Source organism: Collinsella sp. zg1085, assembly GCF_018889955.1.
GTDB lineage: Bacteria > Actinomycetota > Coriobacteriia > Coriobacteriales > Coriobacteriaceae > Collinsella.
Genome location: NZ_CP076545.1, coordinates 1,379,264 through 1,402,265, shown reverse-complemented (window position 1 = coordinate 1,402,265; position 23,002 = coordinate 1,379,264). Strand labels below are relative to the sequence as shown.

General features: G+C 50.1%; 16 protein-coding genes. 14 read left to right on the top strand and 2 right to left on the bottom strand.

Going from position 1 to position 23,002, the window contains the following annotated elements:
- Positions 1–430: 430 nt before the first annotated feature.
- Positions 431–6,052 carry a MucBP domain-containing protein gene (locus tag KPC83_RS05940; RefSeq protein WP_216278342.1) on the top strand — a complete coding sequence of 1,874 codons (5,622 nt, stop codon included), beginning with the start codon at positions 431–433 and terminating at the stop codon, positions 6,050–6,052.
- Positions 6,053–6,189: 137 nt separating this feature from the next.
- Here the strand turns inward: KPC83_RS05940 and KPC83_RS05935 are convergent, their stop codons facing one another.
- On the bottom strand, positions 6,190–6,360 hold the full coding sequence (locus KPC83_RS05935) for a hypothetical protein (protein ID WP_216278341.1): 171 nt from the start codon (positions 6,358–6,360) through the stop codon (positions 6,190–6,192).
- Between the two features lie 160 nt (positions 6,361–6,520).
- Here KPC83_RS05935 and KPC83_RS05930 point away from each other — a divergent pair, with 160 nt between their 5' ends.
- The 6 genes from KPC83_RS05930 (at position 6,521) to ricT (ending at position 15,475) form a co-directional block, all read left to right on the top strand.
- Complete coding sequence (locus tag KPC83_RS05930) at positions 6,521–7,207, top strand: hypothetical protein (RefSeq protein WP_216278340.1); 687 nt, start codon at positions 6,521–6,523, stop codon at positions 7,205–7,207.
- A gap of 597 nt (positions 7,208–7,804) precedes the next feature.
- The gene (locus tag KPC83_RS05925) at positions 7,805–10,363 is read left to right on the top strand and encodes a DNA topoisomerase I (RefSeq protein ID WP_216278339.1); all 2,559 of its coding nucleotides are present in this window, start codon (positions 7,805–7,807) and stop codon (positions 10,361–10,363) included.
- Positions 10,364–10,417: 54 nt separating this feature from the next.
- On the top strand, positions 10,418–11,902 hold the full coding sequence (gene malQ / locus KPC83_RS05920; RefSeq protein WP_216278338.1) for a 4-alpha-glucanotransferase: 1,485 nt from the start codon (positions 10,418–10,420) through the stop codon (positions 11,900–11,902).
- 195 nt (positions 11,903–12,097) lie between these two features.
- Positions 12,098–12,721: a dTMP kinase gene (gene tmk / locus KPC83_RS05915; protein ID WP_216278337.1), complete on the top strand. Its 624-nt coding sequence runs from the start codon at positions 12,098–12,100 to the stop codon at positions 12,719–12,721.
- A gap of 1 nt (position 12,722) precedes the next feature.
- The gene (gene holB / locus KPC83_RS05910; protein WP_216278336.1) at positions 12,723–13,859 is read left to right on the top strand and encodes a DNA polymerase III subunit delta'; all 1,137 of its coding nucleotides are present in this window, start codon (positions 12,723–12,725) and stop codon (positions 13,857–13,859) included.
- Entirely contained in the window at positions 13,850–15,475 is a 1,626-nt protein-coding gene (gene ricT, locus KPC83_RS05905) for a regulatory iron-sulfur-containing complex subunit RicT (RefSeq protein WP_216278335.1), read from the top strand. The genes holB and ricT overlap by 10 nt, the downstream gene beginning before the upstream one ends.
- 131 nt (positions 15,476–15,606) lie before the next feature.
- On the opposite strand, the gene KPC83_RS05900 is transcribed toward ricT, so the two are convergent.
- Positions 15,607–16,368: a ComF family protein gene (locus KPC83_RS05900; RefSeq protein ID WP_216278334.1), complete on the bottom strand. Its 762-nt coding sequence runs from the start codon at positions 16,366–16,368 to the stop codon at positions 15,607–15,609.
- Between the two features lie 399 nt (positions 16,369–16,767).
- Here KPC83_RS05900 and KPC83_RS05895 point away from each other — a divergent pair, with 399 nt between their 5' ends.
- From KPC83_RS05895 to KPC83_RS05865, 7 genes are all read left to right on the top strand, one after another.
- On the top strand, positions 16,768–17,703 hold the full coding sequence (locus KPC83_RS05895) for an ABC transporter substrate-binding protein (RefSeq protein ID WP_216278333.1): 936 nt from the start codon (positions 16,768–16,770) through the stop codon (positions 17,701–17,703).
- 125 nt (positions 17,704–17,828) lie between these two features.
- On the top strand, positions 17,829–18,413 hold the full coding sequence (hpf, locus tag KPC83_RS05890) for a ribosome hibernation-promoting factor, HPF/YfiA family (RefSeq protein WP_216278332.1): 585 nt from the start codon (positions 17,829–17,831) through the stop codon (positions 18,411–18,413).
- Between the two features lie 81 nt (positions 18,414–18,494).
- A complete protein-coding gene (locus KPC83_RS05885; RefSeq protein WP_216278331.1) occupies positions 18,495–19,451 on the top strand; it encodes a DegV family protein in 957 nt (318 codons plus the stop codon).
- Positions 19,452–19,490: 39 nt separating this feature from the next.
- Positions 19,491–20,597 carry an NAD(P)-dependent oxidoreductase gene (locus tag KPC83_RS05880; RefSeq protein ID WP_216278330.1) on the top strand — a complete coding sequence of 369 codons (1,107 nt, stop codon included), beginning with the start codon at positions 19,491–19,493 and terminating at the stop codon, positions 20,595–20,597.
- A 6-nt stretch (positions 20,598–20,603) separates the two neighbouring features.
- Entirely contained in the window at positions 20,604–21,068 is a 465-nt protein-coding gene (locus tag KPC83_RS05875) for a hypothetical protein (protein ID WP_216278329.1), read from the top strand.
- 3 nt (positions 21,069–21,071) lie between these two features.
- A complete protein-coding gene (locus KPC83_RS05870) occupies positions 21,072–21,773 on the top strand; it encodes a hypothetical protein (protein WP_216278328.1) in 702 nt (233 codons plus the stop codon).
- 8 nt (positions 21,774–21,781) lie between these two features.
- Positions 21,782–22,873, top strand: coding sequence for an isocitrate/isopropylmalate dehydrogenase family protein (locus KPC83_RS05865; RefSeq protein ID WP_216278327.1), 1,092 nt, complete (start codon positions 21,782–21,784; stop codon positions 22,871–22,873).
- Positions 22,874–23,002 lie beyond the last annotated feature (129 nt).

Genomic DNA, 23,002 nt, shown 5'->3' with positions numbered 1-23,002 from the left:
ATTTATCAATACGTTTGTACTGCTAGTGCACGGCGTAATATCGTTGTCTGATGAGAAAACTGCACAGATTGTTGGGTTAAATCAACCGAACATACATATTTTTGCTCGTGAGTTACATATAAGAAACTAGTGCAACTACATTTTGGTATGTCCGCATGTTTGTGGTATGGTGCTGACATAGATTTGAGCTGGTTCTAGATTGTGTTTCGTTTATCAGGTGGGCTATAGTTTGTCTCTTTTAGACGGAACTTTGACACTACGGTTTGGCATATGAGCTATTCAGCGTGTCAATTTAGAATTAGTGTGTCTCAAGGATAGGAATGCATATGCAAGGTCGTAAGCGCAGTATTACCCCCCCTTACCTCATAGCATAGGTCAGAGAAGCCTCTCTCTGCTTCTTGCACTGTCGCTAATTCTGACGCCGTTTTCTATGGTGCCACGCGCGGCGCTTGCTGAGAATTCGGTAGTGCCTATTGCAGATGCCGCCCCACAGGAAGAGTCAGAGACGGCTCAGCCTGTAACTGATGAGGAGAAGGCGGTGACTGAGCTTGGCAAGGCAGAGACTGAGACCATACAAGCCGCGCCTGTAGCTACAGGGACGCACCGCACTGCTTTGTCCGTTGGGGAGCATGCACCGGAGCGGGCTGCCGATGTAGCTGCTGATTACACCACACTCTCAGAGCTTTGGGTTAGCTCCACAGGTAATGACGACAATGATGGATCGTCTGCTGGTCAAGCCTTTGCCACACTGATGAAGGCGCTTGAGGTTCAGAAGACAAATCCGAGCATTACTGTAATCAATCTCTCTGGTGATTTTACAGATTGGACTGGTGCTACGATTCCGTCGGGCATCACCTTAAAAATTGTGGGGCGTACCTCAATCACGGGTACTGGCAACGGTATCACACTTGCGAATGGCGCAACCCTTACCGCGGGTACTAACACGCTTACAATGACCGGGTTTAACGTTGCGATTCAGCTGAACAGCGGTGCGAAGCTCAGCGACGGCACCTATGTTATCAGCGGCGGCAACCGCGCTCTCAATCTAAACGGAGCCTCAATTGAGGGATCTACTGACCGGTCGAGCGTTGTTATTAAAGCTACTGGTACGAGCGGTGCCGATTTGCAGAAGGGGTCTATCACAAATGCTACAATCGCGGTAACAGCTACCGCGAATGGGGCAGAGCACTATGCCCTTGCATCGATGACAAACGCCTCTCTTACCACTACGCAGACCTGGTACTACATGAATCCGGGTAGCACATTCTCACTTGATCACTCTGATCTCTATATCAATAAGGCGACGGCTGCAGCTGCATATCGCCAGGCCATCACATTCGGCAATGATCCGGTTATCACAAACGGCTCTATCCTCACGGTAGATGGCGGACGTATCTCAGTTGCAAATGGATCGAAGTCATTTAACGTGACAAATGGCTCGAAGGTACTCATTAAGAATAGCATCGGCAAGGATTGGGCAGGTCGCGATGGCGGTGGTCTTAACATTAACGGCGACGGCGCTCATGTGAACTTCGTGGACTCCACACTTGAGACAACAAACATCGACACGTTTCCGTCCTTTGGCACACGTGGGGCGGCGAGCATCACGTTCAGCGGTGACAGTCAGGTGATTACTGATCACAAAAATAAAACCTACGACAACGGTGGTGCCGACCGCAGTACCGGCGGCTCCTACGTGGTCACTGGTGGCTCATTCTATGTTGCTTTTGATCCAAGTTTTAACGCTGCCGTTACCACACCTACTAATGGTGCAGACAATGGTAATGAGTTGCTTTCATACTTCACACTCGCTGATGCTTCGCTAAACTCGTTTAACCCCATTAATAAAAACGGTGAGCGCTACGAGTACAAGGTAGCCAACGCTTCGCCAGATGGAAAGAAGTACGTGTTTGCCCCGGCAGCTAAAGTTAGTTTCAAGCTAAATAACAGCAACGCAAAGTTTGCGGATAATACTACGAGCAATAAGTCCTTACGTACGGTGCGCGGCTACAAACTCGGCTTTGTTGAAGGTACATCTGATGTTGGCACACCTACCGATTCGACTGGCGTGAATTTTCTTGGCTGGTACTACAGAGATACTAATGGTGCAGAGCATGCCTTCGATTTTGCTACAACCCAGTTTGATACAGATACTGATGTTTATGCCAAGTGGGATGTAAAGACGGTTGTCTATCATAATGGTAATGGCGTGGACTATATCCAAAACATTGCCGCCTCCGAAAACCACATCAAGGTACTCTCCTTTGAAGATGTGCTAAAGGCTCGCCCGGACTTTGCTGTTGCGGGAAAGACTTTTAAGAAGTGGACGGTTGCCTCTAGCTCTGAGAGCGCCGAGATTAGCTCAGGTTCAACTCTGGCGTTTGAAGGCGGAGCTACGCAAATTGACGTGTATGCCCAGTTCGATGTAGATACTTACCGCGTGGCCTTCTCGGCTAACGGTGGTACTTTTGGTGCCGATAGTGTGTTCAAGAAGAATCCTGATATTTTTAGGATAGAGTCAGACCCTGTGCTTGGCGGTGAGCTTGCTGTCGTGACGAAGGGCGCTACCTACAACCAGAAGCTCTCTGAGGTGCTCGGTAGCTTCGCGCGCGGCCAGATTACGCCTACAGGTGCTGTGGCGACAAAGATTGGCTCAAAACTTGGGAGTGCTACTCATTGGAACACCGCCTCTAACGGTCAAGGTGATAACCTGCGTTTTGACGATACGAAGTTTCTCATTTTTGCAACACCCGGCGCTAATCCAGCTTTCACTACGAACGCTACCTATTACCTTATTTGGTCACCTGATGCAAACGTTCGTGAGATGAGGTACGAGACTGAGCTTCCCGCCGACCTCTGGGGTGACTCCGAGGCGGGACAGGCAAACAGCACGTCCGTCCTCAAGGTTGAGGCTGCTGCTGGTAAAACCTTCAGTCTCACCGGTGCGGTTGACGTTTCTACAATCAAACAGCAGATGAGGGCAATTGAGAGCCAGTTCTCGGACGCTACACCCGCTGACATTAAGCTCACAGGTACCACTTCCACCTTTAGTGCAATTTTGACTTTCCCTGCAGGTGTCAAGCTGCCTTCGAGTCTTGCGACCAATCAGGTTGTAGCTACCGGCTTGGGTGACCTCTTCGAGGTTAAGTCTGCTGCGGTTAACGGTCAGACGGTTACGGTGACCTTCGGTCTTAAGAAGGCTTATTTGAGCTATGAGGAGCTCAAGGCTGCCGTGAGTGCTACAGGAACTCAAGCCTCCTTACGTATGGCAGGTCAGAGTCCTATTGCCGATCAGATTACGCTTACCATCTCAGGCTTTAGCCTAGATGGTGATGCAGTGCAAAACGGCGATGAGCTTGCGGTTACTGGCACCGTTAAGGGAACCTTTACCTCGGTGGCGAACACTACTGATACAAATGCAATTCGTTTCAATATTAGCTGGAACAGCACGCAGGTCACCGGTGGTAAGGACTTTCGTGCTCGGGACGATGCTACCATTCAGCAGACCATCCTTGTGAAGAAGCCGCTTGAAACATCGATTTCTGCCGATATGCTCGTGTATGTGCAGCCAGCAAAGGCTACATCCGAGCAGCAAAAGCAGGTTGGCTTCGATACCACTAACACAGCTCCGGCTGGTGTACAGCAGGGTGATAAAATTAACTTGACCGGAACAATTGATGCTAAAACGATAAAAACGCAGATGGCCGGTGTTGAGGCTCAGTTTGGAAACCCTTCTGATTTAGCCTCCATCAATCTGAGTGGGCTTTCATCTGTATTTAAGGCTACCTTCACGGTTCCCGATGGCTTAACGCTTCCGTCCAACCTCTCCAAGGATACGGTAATCCTCACTGGTTTTGCCGATACCTTTAGCGTGAGTGATGTAGTTGTTGCCGAGGACGGTAAGAGCGTAATGGTGACCCTCACACTCAAGGATGGTATTACCAACTATCAGCAGCTACACGATGCTGTGAATCGACTCGATGACACGATGAAGCTCACCGTTTGTGGCATCAGCGTGAATGATGATGTCGCTGATGGTGCTCAACTTACCATGGTTGGGACAGTTGCCGGCACCTTTGACGCGGTAGCCACTTCAGCTTCTGGTACCGAGAAGGACTTTTCTTTTGTGTGGACGGGTACACAGATTGAGGCTGGCAAGGACAAACTTGCCACCGATCTTAGCACCATACAGCTCAGCCTCGCTACACCCGTGCCTGTAGAAAACGAGTTGCCGGCAGACATTCTCTCTGGCAATAATACGGAGCATGAAGCGGTCTATCCTGTCTTTACTGGCTCAAACATCAATCTCACGGGTGCCGTCAAGATTGATGGAATCAAAAGACAGATGACGATGATTGAGAATCAGTTTAACAACCCTGACGGCACGACAATTGCAATCGATATCAAGGGTTTTGGGTTTACAGCAACAATGACGCTACCCGAGGGTATGAGCTTCCCTGCTGGTCTCGACAAGACTAAAGTAATAACCACGGACCCAATCACAGGTGAGGATACCTTCAAAGAAACTTTCGAAGTTACAGATGTACAGGTTGAGGGGCAGAAGGTCACCGTGACTTTTGGTCTTAAGAACGCGTCTAGTCTTAACACTTATGCCAAGCTTAAGGATGCTGTGCAGGCATCTGGTGTAACCGAGAATGGAAACTCTTGGCTGAAACTTACGGTTTTAGGTATTAAAATCGCCGGCTCCGTAGTCGATAATACAAAGCTTACTACCGTTGGCACTGTCGAAGGTTTCTTCAAAGCGAACGCCATCTCGGCGGCGGGCACTACCAAGACCTTCTCGTTCCGCTGGAACGGCATGCAGTGGCCTGACGGAAAAGATGCTGTGACACCTGTTGATGACACGCGCATCACGTTCACTGCCAAGACTCCGGCTACGCTCACAACTACGCTTCCCGGTGATATGCTCATAGGCTCTGACACGACGCATGAGACGACGCCTGAGGTGGCACTCGGCTCTACGATTGACCTTACGGGTCTCATAAAGATTAGTAGTATCAAGAGCCAGATGGCTGCTATTGAGCAGAACTTTAATAACCCTGATGGTACCTCAATCAAGGTTGATGTTAAGAAATTTGGGTTTACTGCTACGATGACTGTGCCTGAAGGATTGACGCTACCAACCGATCTAAGTAAGGAGAAGGTTTCAGCCATGGCTGAGGGTCTTGCCGAAACCTTTGAGATTACGGACGTGAAGGTCGAGGGACAAAAGGTTATTGTCACCTTTGGCCTCAAGAATGCGGCGAGTATCATGACCTATGCAGATCTCAAAGCCGCCGTTAATGCCTCTGGTGTCGAGAATGGTACAGCACTCAAGATTACCATCCCAAAGATTAAGGTTGCGAGTAATCTGGCTGCTAATACAGTTCTCACTTCGGTGGGTACGGTGACAGGAGAGTTTGGGGCTATTGCAACCTCTAACTCAGGTAGGCAGGAGGTCTTTGCCTTCGTATGGACAGCAAAGCAGCTCGCTGAGGGTAAGGATGCGCTTGCTACTGATGATGATACAATTCAACTCTCGGTGAAGATTGCTTCTAGTACTGTCATCGTGAAGTATGTGGACGAAGCAGGCAATGAAATTGCCGCTTCCGAGACGCTGATGGGCGCACAGGGGGCGCACTACACTGCTACGAAAAAGCAGATTGAGGGCTATGAGTTTAAACAGCTGCTTGACGGTTCTGCACCTATTGAGGGTACTTTCTCCAGTGAGGAACAGCTTGTGACTCTCGTCTATAAGAAGAAGATTGAAGAGCCTGGCCAACCCGGTAATCCCAACACCCCTGAGAATCCGACCACGCCGACCGAACCGGAGAAGCCCAGCGAGCCCAGCAAGCCTACTTTGCCTGTGAAATCTGATGGCCCGGGCAAGCTCGCCACCCCTGCGAAAGGCGGAAAGCGTAAAGGTAGCAAAGGTCTACCCAAGACTGGTGATGCAGCCGGAGCTTACATGGTTTCTTTCGTAGCAGTTGCTTCGACGTTCATAACAATTGCTTGTGTCATTCGTCAGCGCAAGCGCTCAAACGCGCAATAATATGTGAGCTTTTGTGCAGGTTCACGTCGTTAGGCGTGAGCCTGCTATCTGGCTTTTTGGCAATACAATATTAGTGCACGTGAATATTAAGGGCGCAATCAGAGGAGAATAGACATCTCTGATGTTGGTTGTAATATCTACACGGGCTTGGTGAGTTCCTTACAAATATACTCAATAAGCTCGAATGCTATAGGATTGAGTTTTTCTTTGGCAAGGTAGACAAATCCTACGGTCGAGAAAATGGGTTGTTCAAGGGCAATGCCTACAAGCTTGCTTGTGGCAAATGTCGCAAGCAGTCGCTTGGGCATAACGGTAATACCCAGAGATGAGTCGCTTTGGTATTGAGCGGCACATCTACCAACATAATGTTATTGGCTTATATGATAAGCATAGTTGTAAACCTTACATGTTAATGAGAACCCGCAGTTTTGAGCTACACTAGAGCATATGTATTAAGGAGATGACAGTATGAGAGTTTTTCGCTTTCTTTCTTTGTTTGTCATACTTATGCTACTGATAGCCTCGCCAGTATATGCATTTGAGCTGTCCATAGTAAAACAAGCTTTTGATGGTAGCGATATCAGAGCTGTGGCTTCAATGGGAGATATAGGCTCTTTTTCTGTAAAAGAAAGCCTTTCATTTGATAAAGCCATTTTACCTCTTTATCCAACGTTCGACAGTCCCGAGCTTGCTCTTGAATATATAAAGGGCAATAAAGCGGTTAAGGTGATACAGACTACGTTTAGATTGGCGGAATTATCATCTGTGAACTGGAAAGACTATGCAAGTAGAATGCTTACGGTGCTTGATTTTTCTGATAAACCTGAATGGTATCGAGAGGGGAATGAAAGTTTTGAGCAAATGCGATCGTTTTTTGACATATATGAAAATGAGGAAAAGAATACTGAAGTTGAGAAAATTGTTAAGAAGATTGACAGCAGCTCTCTTGATTACACGGAAGAACTTGAGGAGCTCATATTTGCAATGCCATATCATTCTGCCCGCGAGTTAAAAACAAAACTCGATTCTATGGGTATTAAACACGAGACTGCTAATAATTTGTCTTTGAACATTATTGCAGAAATTGTATTTGGGACAATCGTTTGTATTATGCTATGTTGGATAAGTAGTAACACTAGGAAATGGAATCATTAAGCCTGGTGATTACAGAGATTATTTTGTTGCTCAACATAGTAACGATTATAAAGCTAGCGTATCAAGTGATGAAAATGGTTGGGAAACTTATGATGGGATAGGGCGTTATGGATATTTTAGAAGATGATGAATAACATTTTGGTTTATTAAAAATAATGTCTGCAGAATATGTTTAGATTTTAAGTTGAATGACCTAAAGATTTAAGAAAATCTCCTATCTACTAGGCGGGTGGGAGATCTGTCTTTCGGAATATTGCTCATCAAGGGTCTGCTAGCGTCTATCCACTCTTTTTGTCGCATAAGCCTTCAACTCTACATACTTGGAGAATAGATTCTCTATATCTCAGTTTGCGGAAGTTTTTCTGCAGCGTGGGAAGTGTGTGACTGCTTAGCGTGAAGTATGCCTCTTGGGCAATTGATTTAATGAGTTTTCGTGTTAGTCGGTGTGATGAAAGCTTTTCATATCAAGCTAGTGCCTCATTGTTGGTGTAAGTCAGCTTTTGATTTGGGCTTTTTCTGGGCAGAGGGTGTGCGGCGTGTATACTGATGAACCCAGAATAAAGCCGAGCATAGCTCAGATTTGAAGGAGCACATCCGTTGAAGCTCGTAATTGCAGAGAAGAATATTGCCGCGCAAAAGATAGCTCAGCTCTTGGCAGAGACGGGTGCGCCCAAATCTGACAAGGTATATAACACGCCGGTGTATCGTTTTACGGTAGCTGGTGAAGACTGGGTCTCAATGGGTCTAGCGGGCCATATTTTGGCACCAGACTTTCCTGATGAGTTGTTATTTGATAAACGTCAGGGCTGGTATTCCATGACGGAGGAGGGCGAGATGCTGCCGGCAGATGTGCCGGACGGTTTGGCGCGTCCTCCGTATGACACAAAGCGCAAACCCTTTTTGGCACAGGGTATCAATATTAAAGGCTGGAAGCTTGAGAGTCTGCCGTATCTTACCTGGGCTCCAATTGTTAAAAACCCTGCAGAAAAAGAAATCATTCGTGTTCTCAAAAATCTGGCTAAAAAGTCCGACTCAGTCATCATAGCAACTGACTTTGACCGCGAGGGCGAGTTAATTGGCTCTGACGCTCTTATGATGGTTCGTGAGGCGGCAGGCAATATACCCGTGGCGCGTGCGCGCTATTCGGCGCTCATTAAAGGCGAGGTAACCGAAGCGTTTGCCCACCTTGTTGAGCTTGACCAAAACTTGGCTGATGCAGGTGAGAGCCGTCAGTATATCGACCTCATTTGGGGTGCGGTTCTTACACGTTATCTGACACTCGCCAAGTTTGGTGGCTTTGGTAACGTGCGCTCAGCTGGGCGCGTTCAAACACCTACCTTGGCCTTAGTTGTTGAGCGGGAACGCGAGCGTCTTGCCTTTATTCCTGAGGACTACTGGCAAATTCGCGGCATGGCACATCATACGCAACAAGATTTTAAGATTTCGCATGCTACGGCGCGCTTTACTGACAAGGCTCTCGCTGAGCACGCTTTTTCTCAGGTTGAGCACGCAAAGCAGGCACGCGTTGTAGCGGTGGATAAGCGCTCGCGCAAGCAGATGGCACCAACGCCTTTCAATACTACATCGCTTCAGGCAGCAGCTGCGGCTGAGGGCATAAGTCCTGCTCGTACGATGCGCATCGCCGAGAGCCTCTACATGAGCGGTCTTATTTCTTATCCCCGCGTTGACAATACGGTTTATCCACGCTCGCTTGATTTAGCAGGCATTGTAGAAGGGCTTGCCAAGAACAACCCAAGTTTGGCACCGGTTTGCAAAAAGGTACTGGCAGGTCCTATGAAGCCAACGCGTGGCAAGACCGAAACCACCGACCATCCGCCCATTCATCCAACCGGGCAAGGCAATCCTGAGAGCCTAGATGGCGGTCAAAAGAAGCTCTACCAGCTTATTGCACGTCGTTTCTTAGCAACGCTGATGGGTCCTGCAACTATAGAAAATACTAAGCTGTCACTTGATATTGAAGGTGAACCCTTTAGTGCGTCAGGCGATGTTTTGATTGATGCTGGTTTTCGTGAGGCTTATCCGTATGGTCTTAAGCGCGACGAGCAGTTGCCACCACTTTCTGAAGGTGAGCTGGTTATGGTGAGCGACCTCACGCTTGAAGCCAAGCAAACCGAGCCGCCTGCCCGTTATTCGCAAGGTCGTCTCGTGCAGGAAATGGAAAAGCGTGGGCTCGGCACCAAGTCAACGCGGGCAAGTATTATTGAGCGCTTATATTCGGTGCGCTATCTAAAAAATGACCCCATTGAGCCAAGTCAGCTGGGTATGGCAATTGTGGACGCACTTTCTGAGTTTGCACCGCGCATAACTACGCCTGAGATGACTGCTGAGCTTGATGCAGATATGACACAGGTTGCTGAGGGTAAAGATAGTCAGACGCACGTTGTAGACCACTCGCGGGCACTCTTGGCCGGTATGCTAGATACTTTGATTGAGCATACCGAAGACTTAGGCAGCGCCATTTCTGATGCAGTAACCGCTGATGCTAAGGTGGGCACCTGTCCGAGCTGCGGTAAAGACCTTGTCATGAAAACAAGCGCTAAGACGCGAGGTAGCTTTATTGGCTGCATGGGCTGGCCTGATTGTGATGTAACATATCCGGTTCCTTCAGGTGTTAAGGTTGAGCCCCTTGAGGGCGAGGCAGGCGTTTGTCCTGAGTGTGCAGCACCGCGCATCAAGTGCAAGCCCTTCCGGAGTAAGGCTTACGAGCAGTGTGTGAATCCTAGTTGCCCCACCAATTTTGAGCCCGATTTGAAGGTAGGCGAGTGCAAGGTTTGTGCCGAGGCAGGTCGCTCCGGAGATTTGATTGCACATAAGTCCGAGCGCTCAGGCAAGCGTTTTATCCGCTGTAGCAATTATGATGAGTGTGGAGTCTCCTACCCCTTGCCCGCACGCGGCAAGCTTGAGGCAACCGGTGAGGTGTGTGCAAGCTGCGGCGCGCCGGAGGTCATTGTTGAGACAGCGCGCGGCCCCTGGCGTATCTGCGTCAATATGGATTGCCCTACAAAAGAAAAGAAAGCACCGCGCACCAAAACGAGTGCAAAAAAGCCAGGTGCCAAGCGCACGAGCAAAACATCTGCTGCAAAAAAGCCCTCAACAAAAAAGACTTCAACAAAGAAAAGCTCGGCTAAAAGCTAGTTTGTTCTGTCATGTTGAGTAGGTATATATAGGCAGATACAGTAAGGAGAATACATGCGCCAAGCTGGTGTTTTAATGCCGGTAACATCCTTGCCCTCGCGCTATGGTGTTGGAACCATGGGTGCAGAAGCACGTGCGTTTCTCCGCTTTCTCCATGAGGCAAAGCAAACAATCTGGCAAGTGCTGCCGGTAGGTCCTACCGGGTATGGAGACTCACCGTATCAGCCATTTTCATCGCTTGCGGGTAACCCCTATCTCATTGATTTTGATGACCTAACAGCTCAGAGTCTGCTGCTTCCCCGTGAGTATGAGAGTTTGCCATGGGGTAGTGACCCAACGTGCGTAGATTACGGACGGCTGTATGAACTACGTTTGGGCGTGCTTGCTCGTGCGGTTGACCGATTGCGTGTCCAAGCTGCTACCGAGTTTGCTACTTTTTGTGCAGACCAAGCTAGCTGGCTTGATGATTATGCTCTCTTTATGGCGCTCAAAGGTCGCTTTCAGGGGGCACCCTGGTCGGCGTGGCCTGACGCCTATCGTCTGCGCGATGCTCAAGCACTCGCCGAGGTACAGCAGCTTTTACACAATGACATAATCCACTGGAAGGGGATACAGTATCTCTTTTTCACCCAGTGGAGTGCGCTTAAATCATATGCGCAAAGCCTTGGTATTCAGCTATTTGGTGATTTGCCTATATATGTGGCAGAAGACAGTGCTGATGTGTGGGCCTCGCCCGAGCAGTTTTATTTAGATGATGATTTGCATCCCATTGATGTTGCTGGTTGTCCGCCTGATGCGTTTTCTGCAACAGGTCAGCTCTGGGGAAACCCGCTGTATCGCTGGGATTATATGAAAACTGAGGGCTATGCTTGGTGGATACGGCGCATTGCATTTCAGATGCGTCTGTATGACATGGTGCGCATTGACCACTTTAGAGGTTTTGATTCTTACTATGCCATTCCGGCTGGAAGCGCTGATGCTACGTGCGGTGCGTGGCGCACAGGCCCAGGCATTGAGTTTTTCAATCGTATGAAAGAAGCTCTTGGTGAGCTTCCTATCATCGCTGAAGATTTAGGGTATTTAACCCCCTCTGCTCTACAGCTCCTTGCCGATTCGGGCTATCCCGGTATGAAAGTCTTAGCCTTCGCCTTTGATGCAGGTAGTGGTAGCAATAATAGCTATCTTCCTCATCGCTATCCCACCAACTCAGTAGCCTATGTTGGTACGCACGATAACGACACCGCACGTGGTTGGTTGAAAACCGCAAACCCTGCTGATGTGGCTTTTGCAAAGGACTATCTTAAGCTGACCGATGCTGAAGGCGAGGTATGGGGCTTGATGCGTGGCATCTGGGCATCCCCTGCAGATATAGCTGTCGTGCAGATGCAAGATTTACTTGAGTTAGGAAGTGAAGCGCGCACCAACACACCCGCAACACTTGGCAATAATTGGCGCTGGCGTGCGCGTCCAGACTACATCACTGCTGAGTTAACTCAGCGTTTGGCGCACTATACCAAGCTATATGGACGTGCTCTCTAATATGCATAGGCACCAAGACGAATGCATCTACATTATGCATAGCCATGCAGATGAGAACTTGCAGGATGAATAAGCGTTTGCCTATGGCAGCTGGTGTATCAGGGTTGTTTATGTGAGCTTGACCCAATAGGCGCTATGATATGAGTAGCGTGTTGTGAGAAAACTTGGCGCAGACAGCGTTTGGAATGGAGATTCATGCCATCGGCGTTTATTAGTTTTGAAGGTATAGATGGCTGCGGTAAGTCAACGCAGATTGCTCGCGTTGCTCGTCATTTAGAAGAGGCGGGCATCGATTGTTTGTGTTTGCGCGAACCGGGTGGTACTGCCATCTCGGAGCAGATTCGCGCGCTGGTGCTCGATAATAAACACGCTGAGATGAGTACGGTCTGTGAACTGTTGCTGTATGAGGCAGCACGTGCTCAGTTGGTGCATGAGCTGATTGCACCAGCGCTTGATGCAGGAAAGGTTGTGCTGTGCGACCGCTTTTATGACTCCACAACTGCCTATCAAGCTTATGCAGGTGGTCTTGATGTGGCGCAGGTACAGCTTGCCAATCAGCTAGCTGCAGGTAATTGTCATCCAGATGTAACTCTCGTGTTTGACCTTTCACCTGAGTGTGCGGCAGCGAGAAGTCAGGCTCGAGGGACATCAGATCGCATTGAGGCAAAAGGCCTTGGCTATCAGCAGCGAGTTGCGGCAGGCTTTCGAGCAATTGCTGAGGCGGATTCTGCGCGTGTAAAGCTTGTTGACGCAACAGGAACTGTTGATGAGGTATTTGAGCGTGTTCTTACGTTGGTGGCAGAACGGGTAGGCCTCTAGCATGGCGAGCCTGTTATCACAGTTTGAGCGGCAGCCTCAGGTGCAGCGTTTTCTTATGCAAGCTGTGGCGACGCAGCGCTTAAGCCAAGCGTATCTGTTTGTAGGGGCACCCGGGTCAGGCAGGCGTGAAGCCGCATGGGCTCTTGCAGAGGCGCTTCTCTGCGAAGGGGAATCATCTACCATAGAGGGAGAGGCTTGTGGAGCATGCGATGCGTGTCAGCGTGTGCAGCGTCATACTCACCCTGATGTGCATCTCATTGAGCCAGAGAGCTCAACCGGCTATCTCATTGCGCAGACCCGCGCTCTGCTTGAAGAGGTGGCGCTTGCCCCTATTCGGGGACAGGCCAAGGTATATATCATTGACTGTGCTGAGCAACTACGCGCAAATACTGCAAACGCGCTGCTTAAAACCTTAGAAGAACCTCCTCAGGGGGTCGTGTTTATTCTTTTGGCTTCTCATGTTGAGGCTATGCTAGAAACCATTGTTTCTAGGTGCCAGTGTGTTCCGTTTCGCGTGCTTGACCCTGAGCATTCCTATGCTGAGCTTGTACACAAAACCGGTGCCACGCCTGAGCAGTGTCGGATTGCGTATACGCTCACGGGCAATGTTGCCCAAGCCGAAGAATACCTACGCTCACCTGAGCGACAAGCAGCACGGCAGCTTATGCTAAAGGTATTAGATGAGCTGCTCACGGCTCCAGAAGATGCTTTGCTTGATTATGCTGCTCGGCTTGCTGAGGCTGGTTCAGAGACCGTCTCCTCTCTTGAGGCTGCACAAAAGGCAATGCGTGAGGAGCACTCCGATTACTTGAGCCGCGGAGCTCTCAAGCAGCTTGAAGACCGACACAAGCGTGAGCGAAGCGCCCTTGTGCGTTCAGGTATTATGGAGCTTATTGGTGTAGCCCGTTCAGTTTTGCGCGATGCATTGATGCAGATTGAAGGAGTTTCGGATAGCATAGTCAATACCGATGCAAGTCCTATGTTGGAAGCCTTGTGTATGCAGGTACGTTTGCAGGGTGTACTTCACGCACTCGATGCGGTTGCGCAGGCTGAACAGCATATGGCGCATAATGTGACACCGCAGCTTGCCCTTGAGGTAATGCTTTTTGATATGAGGAAGAGGCTCAGATGCCCATAGTCGTTCCGGTGAAGTTTCCTTATGCCGCTCATGAGTTGTGGTTTGACCCGGCTGGTGTAGATATTGTTCAGGCAGATTTTGTGGTGTGCTCAACTGAGCGTGGCACTGAGTTTGGCCTGGTGACGGCAAATCCGTTTGAGGTAAGTTTTAATGAGTTAGCAGCACCTCTAAAGCCGGTTCTTCGCGTTGCAACAGAGCACGACCTCATGCTTGCCGATAAGCATGCTCGTCTTGCAGAAGAGGCTATGCCTGAGTTTAGGCGTTTGATTAAACAAAATCAGCTTGAGATGAAGGCGGTGGCAGTTGAGTATTTGCATGGCGATGAGAAGGCAGTGTTTTATTTTTCAGCCGAAGACCGCGTGGATTTTCGACAGCTGGTACGCGATTTAGCAGGCGTTTTTCATGTGCGTATTGATATGCGCCAAATTGGCGTGCGCGATGAAACACGTATTGCTGGCGGCTACGCAACTTGTGGGCAAGAATTGTGCTGTGCGCGTTTTGGGGGTCAGTTTGAGCCGGTGTCTATCCGCATGGCAAAAGAGCAAGACCTGCCCCTCAATTCATCTAAAATCTCAGGCATGTGCGGTCGCTTGATGTGCTGTTTGCGCTATGAGTTTGAGGCGTATAAAGACTTTAAGCATCGTGCGCCAAAAAGAAATACGCTTATCGATACACCGCTTGGAAAAGCTCGTATTCAGGAGTACAACACCCCGCGCGAACAGCTTATTTTGCGCCTAGAAACGGGTCGTGTTTTTCGCGTAGACCTATCCGATATGGTTTACTCAGATGCTCACGATGCGTCACATGCTTGTGGCTGCCACAAGGCATCGCAGAGCTTTGAGTCTGGTGAGCAAGGACGCGCTTGTGGGGGAGCGTGTCGTCCAAATTGCGTTACGCGCGATATTATGGACAAGATTGAGTCGCCTGAAATCCAGCTCGCCCTAGCTGAGCTCGACCGCCAAAATGGCGTTGATATGGGCGCAGGTCTCGACCACTCAGACCGTATAGCAAGTGCCGGTCCTACTCCAAGGGCCGCTGCTCGCCGTGTTGCTTTTGAGCAGGACAAATTCGCGACAAATTCGGCAACACCCACCCGCAAGGCTCAGACTACAACAAGCGAAGCCCCTTTAGCTCCGCGCGCCCGACGTCGGCAAAAAGCTGCTGATACGACGCTTCCATATCAATCTGAGCGCGCGTTTGGCTCCACGCGCTCATCGCAGCAGATGGCTTTTGAGCAAGGCGAAGCGCCTCGTCGTCGCCGTCGGCATCTGTCAGCAGATGAGCGCAACGAAGCATTTCGCGCGGCAGCCGCACGAGAGCACGATAGTTCGCGGGAGGAGAGCGGCGTAAAGACGCAGCGTCAGCGTCGCCACCATACTAGGCAATCCCAAGTTCCATCAGGAGATATGCCCCCGCGCAAGCCAGCAGTTCCCTCAGTTGCTGAACAGGTAGCAGATGGCGCGGTACGGTTGGTGCGCCGTCGTCCGGGCGATGGTGGCGGGCAGCATACAACAGTATCAGCAGCTCGCGGGCAAGAAGGCAATGGAGGCGAGGCAGCTGAGCGTGTCTCTCGCCGTCGCCGCCCGCGCAAGCATATTACGCGGAATGCTGAGTAGCTAGGAAGCGCTTGCAATTTCTCTCAACCAAGCGTTCGATGCTTGTTCTGGCGGTAAAGTTTGCATGGCTGAGAAACGTGGCAACATGGCTAAAAAATGCGCGTGTAAGGCTAACTCACGCGGGCTCATTTCTACCAAACGCGGGCAAATACAAGACCAACAACTGATGCTGCTCCTGCATCAATAAGGCATTGCGCTGCACGGTTAAGGGTAGCTCCGGTAGTTAAGACATCATCAATCAGCAAGATATGCTGGTTTTCTACAGAGTGTTCAACTTTGAAGTTTTGCGTGCCTGGAGCAAGTCGCTCTGCTCGATTGCGCATGCGCTGGTCGCCTCGGCTCAGCTTGATAAGCGTGTCGGCAAGCTCAAGATTGCTGTAGTGACAAATCCAGGTTGCAATAGCTTCCATATGGTCAAAGCCACGCCGAGCATAGGCCACGCGCGTTGCTGGTACAAAACTCAGTGCGTTGCAGCGCGCAAGATACTGGTTCCAAGCATGAGACTTGTGAGCTGCGGCTTGTTCAAGCGCGTCATACATAAAACCAGCAATAAGCTCAGCAGCTGGGCGCTCTCCTTCATCTTTGTAAGCTTTTACAAGACGCGCTGCCACTCCTTCAAACGTTACTGCAGCCAATACGCGCTCGCATACGCCAGCAACTCCGCGGCATTCGGTGCAGAGAAGTGCTCCGGCTGGGGCTCCACAATATGGGCAGGCACCAGCAGATTCAATAGGAATAAGTTTCGAGCAGCAGGCATTACACAAGAGGCTCCCGGGTTGTTCGCAGGCAACACAGCGCATAGGTGAGAGAGCTTCAAGTACATGCTTGACTGAGCGCTCAAGCCAGCGATGTTTGCCTGTTGCGAGGTGTGGGACTTGTGTAGCTTTGCACATAAGAGCCTCCGATTGCCGGGTGTACATACGGTTTTGAGGGGCAATGAAGTCTTACACATGCGTAATGCTTTGAGTATGAGCCGGGGTAGCTGCTATACTCTCCATCGTTCCCACCAGGCTGTGGTTGCAGACACATATTTTTGTGTCCTAGTCCAAGGCAGACGCGGCCTAAGGGATCCACGTAAGCTTGTGTGTGCGCACATAAGCGATCATGGCGCGTCCTAGAAGTAAGTCGTACCGCCTGCTTTTCCTTTGGAGACGACCGACGTCTTCCAGGCGAGCGGATTAGTCGTGAGGTCACTGCGGTGGCTCAAGCAAACGTCCCAGTGCGCTAGTGTGGGGTCAAAGACCAGGTCAGCTGGGGGGAACTTTATGAAAATTACGGTGAAGAGGAGCCATATGTTAGACCTGCGCCGCTATAAAGCTCAGTATCTGCTCGGGGTAGTGCTTGTTTTCCTGAGCGTGAGTGGCCTGAGCGGTTGTGCGCTTCTTACACCAGCTCGTTCAGAGGTGCCCGCCGATACGGTACGTGCTAAGTTAAAAGCGCCAACACTTGCAACAGATAAGGTCTTAACCATAGGGATTCCTGCAAATGATGCGCCACAAGTTGCAACCGATTCACAAGGCAAACTGACAGGCTATTATGTTGACCTTGGCTTGGCTCTAGCAAAAAAGCTGGGGCTCAAAGCGTCGTTTATGCCGGGAAGCTCTCCGGATAAAGCCGGCTTGAGTGGCGGTCCAGACATCTATTTGGGTGCGTCTGCAACTGGCAGATACACAACAGCGGTGGTAACGTCTTCAATTTTGCAAGATGCACCAGCACTGTTTGCAAAAAAGGGTCAGAATAGCTCTGTAGGCGCCGCTCAGCTACAAGGCGCGAGCATTGCGGTTCAAGGCGGTTCTGCTGCACAAGATGCTCTTACAAAGACAGGCATTGTCGCTGATGAGGTTATAGTGACCAATATTAACGATGCATTTAAGGCCGTTGCTGAGGGGCGGGCAAGCTATGCGCTTTGTCGTGCTGATGCGGGTGCTTTTATAGCTCGAACCTTTGAAGATATGCATTTTGTTGGAACCCTTGGGTCGGCTGAGATTTTGGGTTTTGCTGCTCGCACGGGCTCCTCTGAGCTTATTGCTCAGGTTTCACAGGCGCTTTCGGCGCTTGAATCAGATGGCACGATTGATGCAATTTATCAGGCTTGGTATGGAGCGCTGCCACGTACGCTCAATGAGTCGCTGGTCAACGGCATTATGATTACCAATTCCAATAGCTCTCAGCAAAGTTTGACACAGGTGAGCGCAACACCTTCCAATCTGTCAAGTCCTAGTCGGTAAACGTTAGCTCATATGCCGTCTGTCCGGTTCACACACTATCTGGGGTCAGATAATGTGAGAATGGGGTAGAAGAAGCCTAACAAGCTATCGTGCTTGGTAGTATCCCCGGATAGATTGGAGTCGGTATGGATATCAAGGTTTCAGGTCGCAAGACTACCGTAACCGACGCTTTGCACGCGCATGTACAAGAAAAGATTGGCGAGGCCTGCAAGGTCTTTGACATCGACCCTATGACGGTCGATGTTGTTTTGCGCTACGAGAAAAATCCTTCAAATCCTGAGCCAGCTATTGTTGAGGCAACGGTTCGAGTGCGTGGTTCGGTTATTCGTGTAGCGGAGCACGGTTCTGATATGTATGCGGCAATTGACGCAGCAGCCGATAAGATTAGCCGTCAAATGCGCAAGTTTAAGACCAAGGTTATCGATAACCGTCAAAGCGCAGCTTCGGTAGCACAGGCACTGCCTGCTGAGCGGGTTGAAGATTTAGCCGATTTATTGCTGCCAGAAGATGAAGATGACCAGCTTGTTCGTGAGAAGATTATTGAGATTTCACCTATGACCGAAGAGCAGGCTCTCGTGCAGACTGACCTTTTGGGTCATGACTTTTATGTCTTTGAAAATGCAACCACTGGTTTAATCAATGTGGTCTATCACCGTAAGAATGGTGGATATGGCATTATCAAGCCAAAAATTGAGACGCTTGACGAGTAAAATAGATTATAGGCACGACGTTGATGACGGCTGTCTCTATAGATGGCCGTCATCTTTTATTAGGATATGTGGGAGTTATACATGAGTAATACCACGCAGGCAAACAGACCCCACGGTCGTTGTCGTATTGTGGTCGATACCTGTGCTGATTTGACCCCAGAAATAGCAGGAACCCTAGACGTTGATATTTTGGGTTTTCCCTACATCTTAGATGGGGTTGAGTATATCGACGATTTATGGACAACAACAACGCCGCATGAGTTTTATAACCGCTTGCGCGCTGGTGCAAAAGCCTCAACCTCTGCGGTTTCGCTTGGGCGCTACCTTGAGTTTTTTGAGCAATGCGCACAGGAAGGCACGCCAACGGTTTATCTGTGTTTTACAAGTGCCCTATCTTCAAGCTTTGACTCGGCTTGTCGTGCAGCAGATGAGGTACGCCGGCATCACCCCGATTTTGAACTGTATGTGGTTGATAATGCCCTGCCTTGCGCCTGCGGTGGGCTCTTGGCACTAGAGGCAGTTCGCCAGCGCTCAGCGGGCTTAACCGCTCGTGAGCTTGCTGCATGGGCAGATGAGGCAAAAACCTATATTCATGGCTATTTTACGCTTGAGAGCCTTGATGCCTTGGCGCAAGGTGGCCGCATTCCACCTGCCGCGGCGCAGCTTTCAAGCAAGCTTGATATTAAGCCTGTGCTGAGCTTTGATTTAGCAGGCTCTTTGTCGCTGATAGGTGTTAATCGGGGTCGCAAAAAGGCCTTGAAGGCGTTGTTGGCACTTTTTAAGGAAAACTATGTGCTCGACCGCAGCATGCCTATGGCTGTGGTGTCATCAGATGCAGAAAAAGACGCTGATTGGCTTGAAGCAGCCCTTCGCAAAGAAGATGGTTGCGCTGATTTAACTATTTTACGCGGTTCAGTAGGCCCAACCATTGGTGCGCACGTAGGAGCCGGTATGGTTGCGGTTTTATTTTGGGGCAAAGACCGTGCAGAAAAGATTTCATTGTCAGATCGTATTGCTAAGCGTATACGTGGTAAGTAGCTAAACAATAAGCCAGATGGGCTAAGACGAGGAGTAAACATGTCCAAGAGTAAGCACTCAGTTGCCTTTATAGGTCTGGGTATCATGGGAGCGCCTATTGCAGGCCATATTTTAGACGCGGGCTTTCCGCTTACCGTGTATGCTCGCCATCCTGAGCAGGCAGCAAATTTAGTAGAGCGCGGGGCAACGCTTGTCGAAAGCCCTGCGGCTGCAGCTGCTGCGGCAGATGTGGTTTTTACCATGGTAGGCTTTCCCAGTGACGTTGAAGAGGTCTATCTCTCAAGCGAGGGTGTTTTTGCAGGTGCTAAACCTGGTACTACACTTATTGACCTTACCACCAGCTCGCCACAGCTTGCTGAAGAGCTTGCCGCTGCTGCCGAGGAGCGCAAACTTTTGGCTTTTGATTGTCCAGTCACTGGCGGCGATACGGGGGCTCAGCTTGGCAGCTTGACCTTAATTGTGGGAGCTACCGAAGAAACAATTGCTCCTGTACGCGATGTACTTGAGAGCTTCAGCGCACATATTCATTGCTTTGGTGCGCCGGGTCGTGGACAGGCAGCTAAGCTTGCAAATCAGGTTGCGTTGGCAGGCTCATTGATGGGTATGGCTGATGCTTTGTCGTTAGCACAGCAGTCTGGGTTGAATCTTGAGCAGGTACAGGCCATGATTTGCGAGGGCACTGGGCAATCAGGCGCTATGAAAACCCTTGCTCCATCAGCGATGGTAGGTGACTATCGTCCGGGCTTTAAGGTCATGCATATGCTTAAAGACATTGGTCTTGCCCTTCAGGCAGCAGAGGATAAAGAGATTGCACTTCCCGGTGCCGATACCGCTTTTACCTTGCTTGACATGCTTGATGCTATTGGCGGCTCAGATTTGGGCGTACAGGCCATTACCTTGCTGTATCAAGAAGAAGCTGAGGCAGTTGCTGCGGGTCTTGATTGGTCGCGCTATACAACGCAGGCCGAGGATGGCTGCGAGTGCGGTCACGAGCATGGCGAAGAGGGTTGTGGCTGTGCGCATGATGCTGGTGAGGCTCATGAGCACAGCTGTGCATGTGGTGGGCATGGGCATCATCATTCTCACGAATGTTCGTGCAACCATGAGCACCATCATCACCATCACGGACACCATGAGGAAGCCTAAAACGTCATGGAATTTGCCTTTTTAATTTTGGCTGCCCTGCTCTTCTTCTTTGCTATGAGCATTGGATTTAAGCTTGGTGAGAGTATTGGAACTCGTGCAGTTACCACCAAAGATTATATCCTCATGAATGTGGTAGCAATCGTTGGTGCTGTGTTGGTGAGTATCTTTGTAGCGCCGTATCCGCTGTTATATGCAGCAGTTATAGGTGCTTTGAGCGGAGGCATTGTTGGACTTAAGATGGCCTTTGGCGAGTCGGTGGGACCGTGGAAGGTGCATGATAAGCTCTTCAATGTTAATAAAAGCCATCGTGAAACAGAGCAAAACGGTACGGGCGAAGCTCGTCGCAAGCGTCGCCTTGATAAAGCTGCAGCTCCGCAGCTCATGTCAATAGAAACACCAAGGTCGTCTGATACCGATATGCCACGGTCTCAATCTTTTGAACATACCCCACACCAAGGAAATGCGAGGTAGTCTATGGCAGAGCAAACAACAGGCAATTTGAGTCCTGAGGAGCTTGAGCAGCTCGAAGCGGTTGTACAACAACCCGAAGCGCTTCAAGCACTTATTGATGACTTGGAGGGTTCAAGTCGTCGAAAGCGCCAGCTTGCAGCTCATGTAGTGCAACTTTTGAGCACCCAAAAACCTGAGCTATTAGACCCGTATATTTCGCAGCTCATTGATGCACTTGAGCGTCCTGAGGCGCAGACGCGTTGGGAAATCCTAGATGCGTGCTCGATGCTTGTTGAAAAGCACGCCCGCGCAATTGGCGCTGCATATGCCGCAGCAGAAGAGGCACTGTTTGACGAGGACTCAGCAACTCTTCGTCTAGCGGCCTTTCGCTTGCTGACCACTTGGGGTTCCACTGAGCGCCGCCGTTCAGAAAAGGTCTGGCCCATCATCGATGAAGCCATTCAGTGTTATCACGGCGACCTTGAGTATCGCGATATGCTTATCTGCTTGCATAGTTTTGCTACCGGCAAGATTGATGGACATGTAGCGGGTGAGCTTGCTGGTCGTTTACATTTTGATGCAGAAAATGGCAAAGGCGCATACCTGCGTGCGCGCTCGTCTGAAATTTATGACCTGTTGGTTAAGCGCTTCCGTTTAGAAAACCCGCAAAAACGTGCGCGTGTCGTTTCAAAAGCGCTTGATGACGACCTCGAAGACGACGAGTAGGAGTTAGCGTGGCTCATCAGGTTGTTTGTATTCCCGGCGACGGTATTGGTCCTGAGATTGTTGAGGCTATGCGTCGGGTAGTTGATGCAACGGGCGTAGCCATTGCGTGGCAAGTGCACGAGGCGGGTGCTGCCGTTATGGGTGAATATGGTACGCCACTGCCTCAACATGTACTTGATGCGGTTGCTGAGGTAGGCGTTGCCATTAAAGGACCCATTACTACACCGGTGGGTACCGGTTTTCGGAGCGTCAATGTTGCTTTGCGTAAGCATTTTGACCTATATGCTTGCGTGCGCCCCTGCTTGTCGCAGCCCGGCGATGGCTCGCGCTATCAGGATATTGACCTTGTTATTATTCGTGAAAATACCGAAGACCTCTATGCTGGTATTGAGTTTGCGCCTCAGGCTCCTGAACTTGAAGAAATCGCTAAGCTTGTAGAAGGTTCTGGCCAGGCTAGCTTCCGTGCGGGTTCGGCGCTAAGTCTTAAACCCATCTCAGTTGAAGGCTCACGTCGTATTGTTCGCTACGCGTTTGAGTATGCGCGAAAATGTCATCGCTCAAAGGTGACTGCGGTGCATAAGGCAAATATCATGAAAGAAACCGATGGGCTGTTTTTGCATGTAGCAGAAGAGGTTTCATCTGAATATCCCGATATTGCCTTTGACCACAGAATTGTTGACGCAACCTGTATGGGACTGGTGCAAGACCCTTATCAATTTGATGTTTTGGTATTACCTAATCTATATGGCGATATTGTATCTGACCTTAGTGCGGGCTTAGTGGGCGGTCTGGGCATGGCTCCCGGAGCCAACATTGGTGAGGGTGCTGCTATTTTTGAGGCAACGCATGGGTCTGCGCCTGATATTGCAGGCAAAGACATTGCAAATCCCACGGCTGAAATATTATCGGCAGCGATGATGCTAGACCATCTGGGCGAAGGACAGGCGGCAGAGCGTATTCGTGCAGCAGTGCGCCAAACGCTTGCAATAGGCACGCATGTGACTGGTGATGTGAAACGGGCATTGACGGGCACATCTGATGGCGCGGTGGGAACGCAGGCGTTCGCTGATGCGGTTATTAAGCAGCTAGAACAGGTGTAGCGCGCGGTAGTTGGCGCGCACGCTGCAAATAGGAGCGTATGTCATGCTTGCTGTAGAGCTCAGCCGCTCTAGGCAAACTGACAACTCGCGGGTTTTCAAAGAATAAGAAAACCTTAGGTGTCTTTTGTG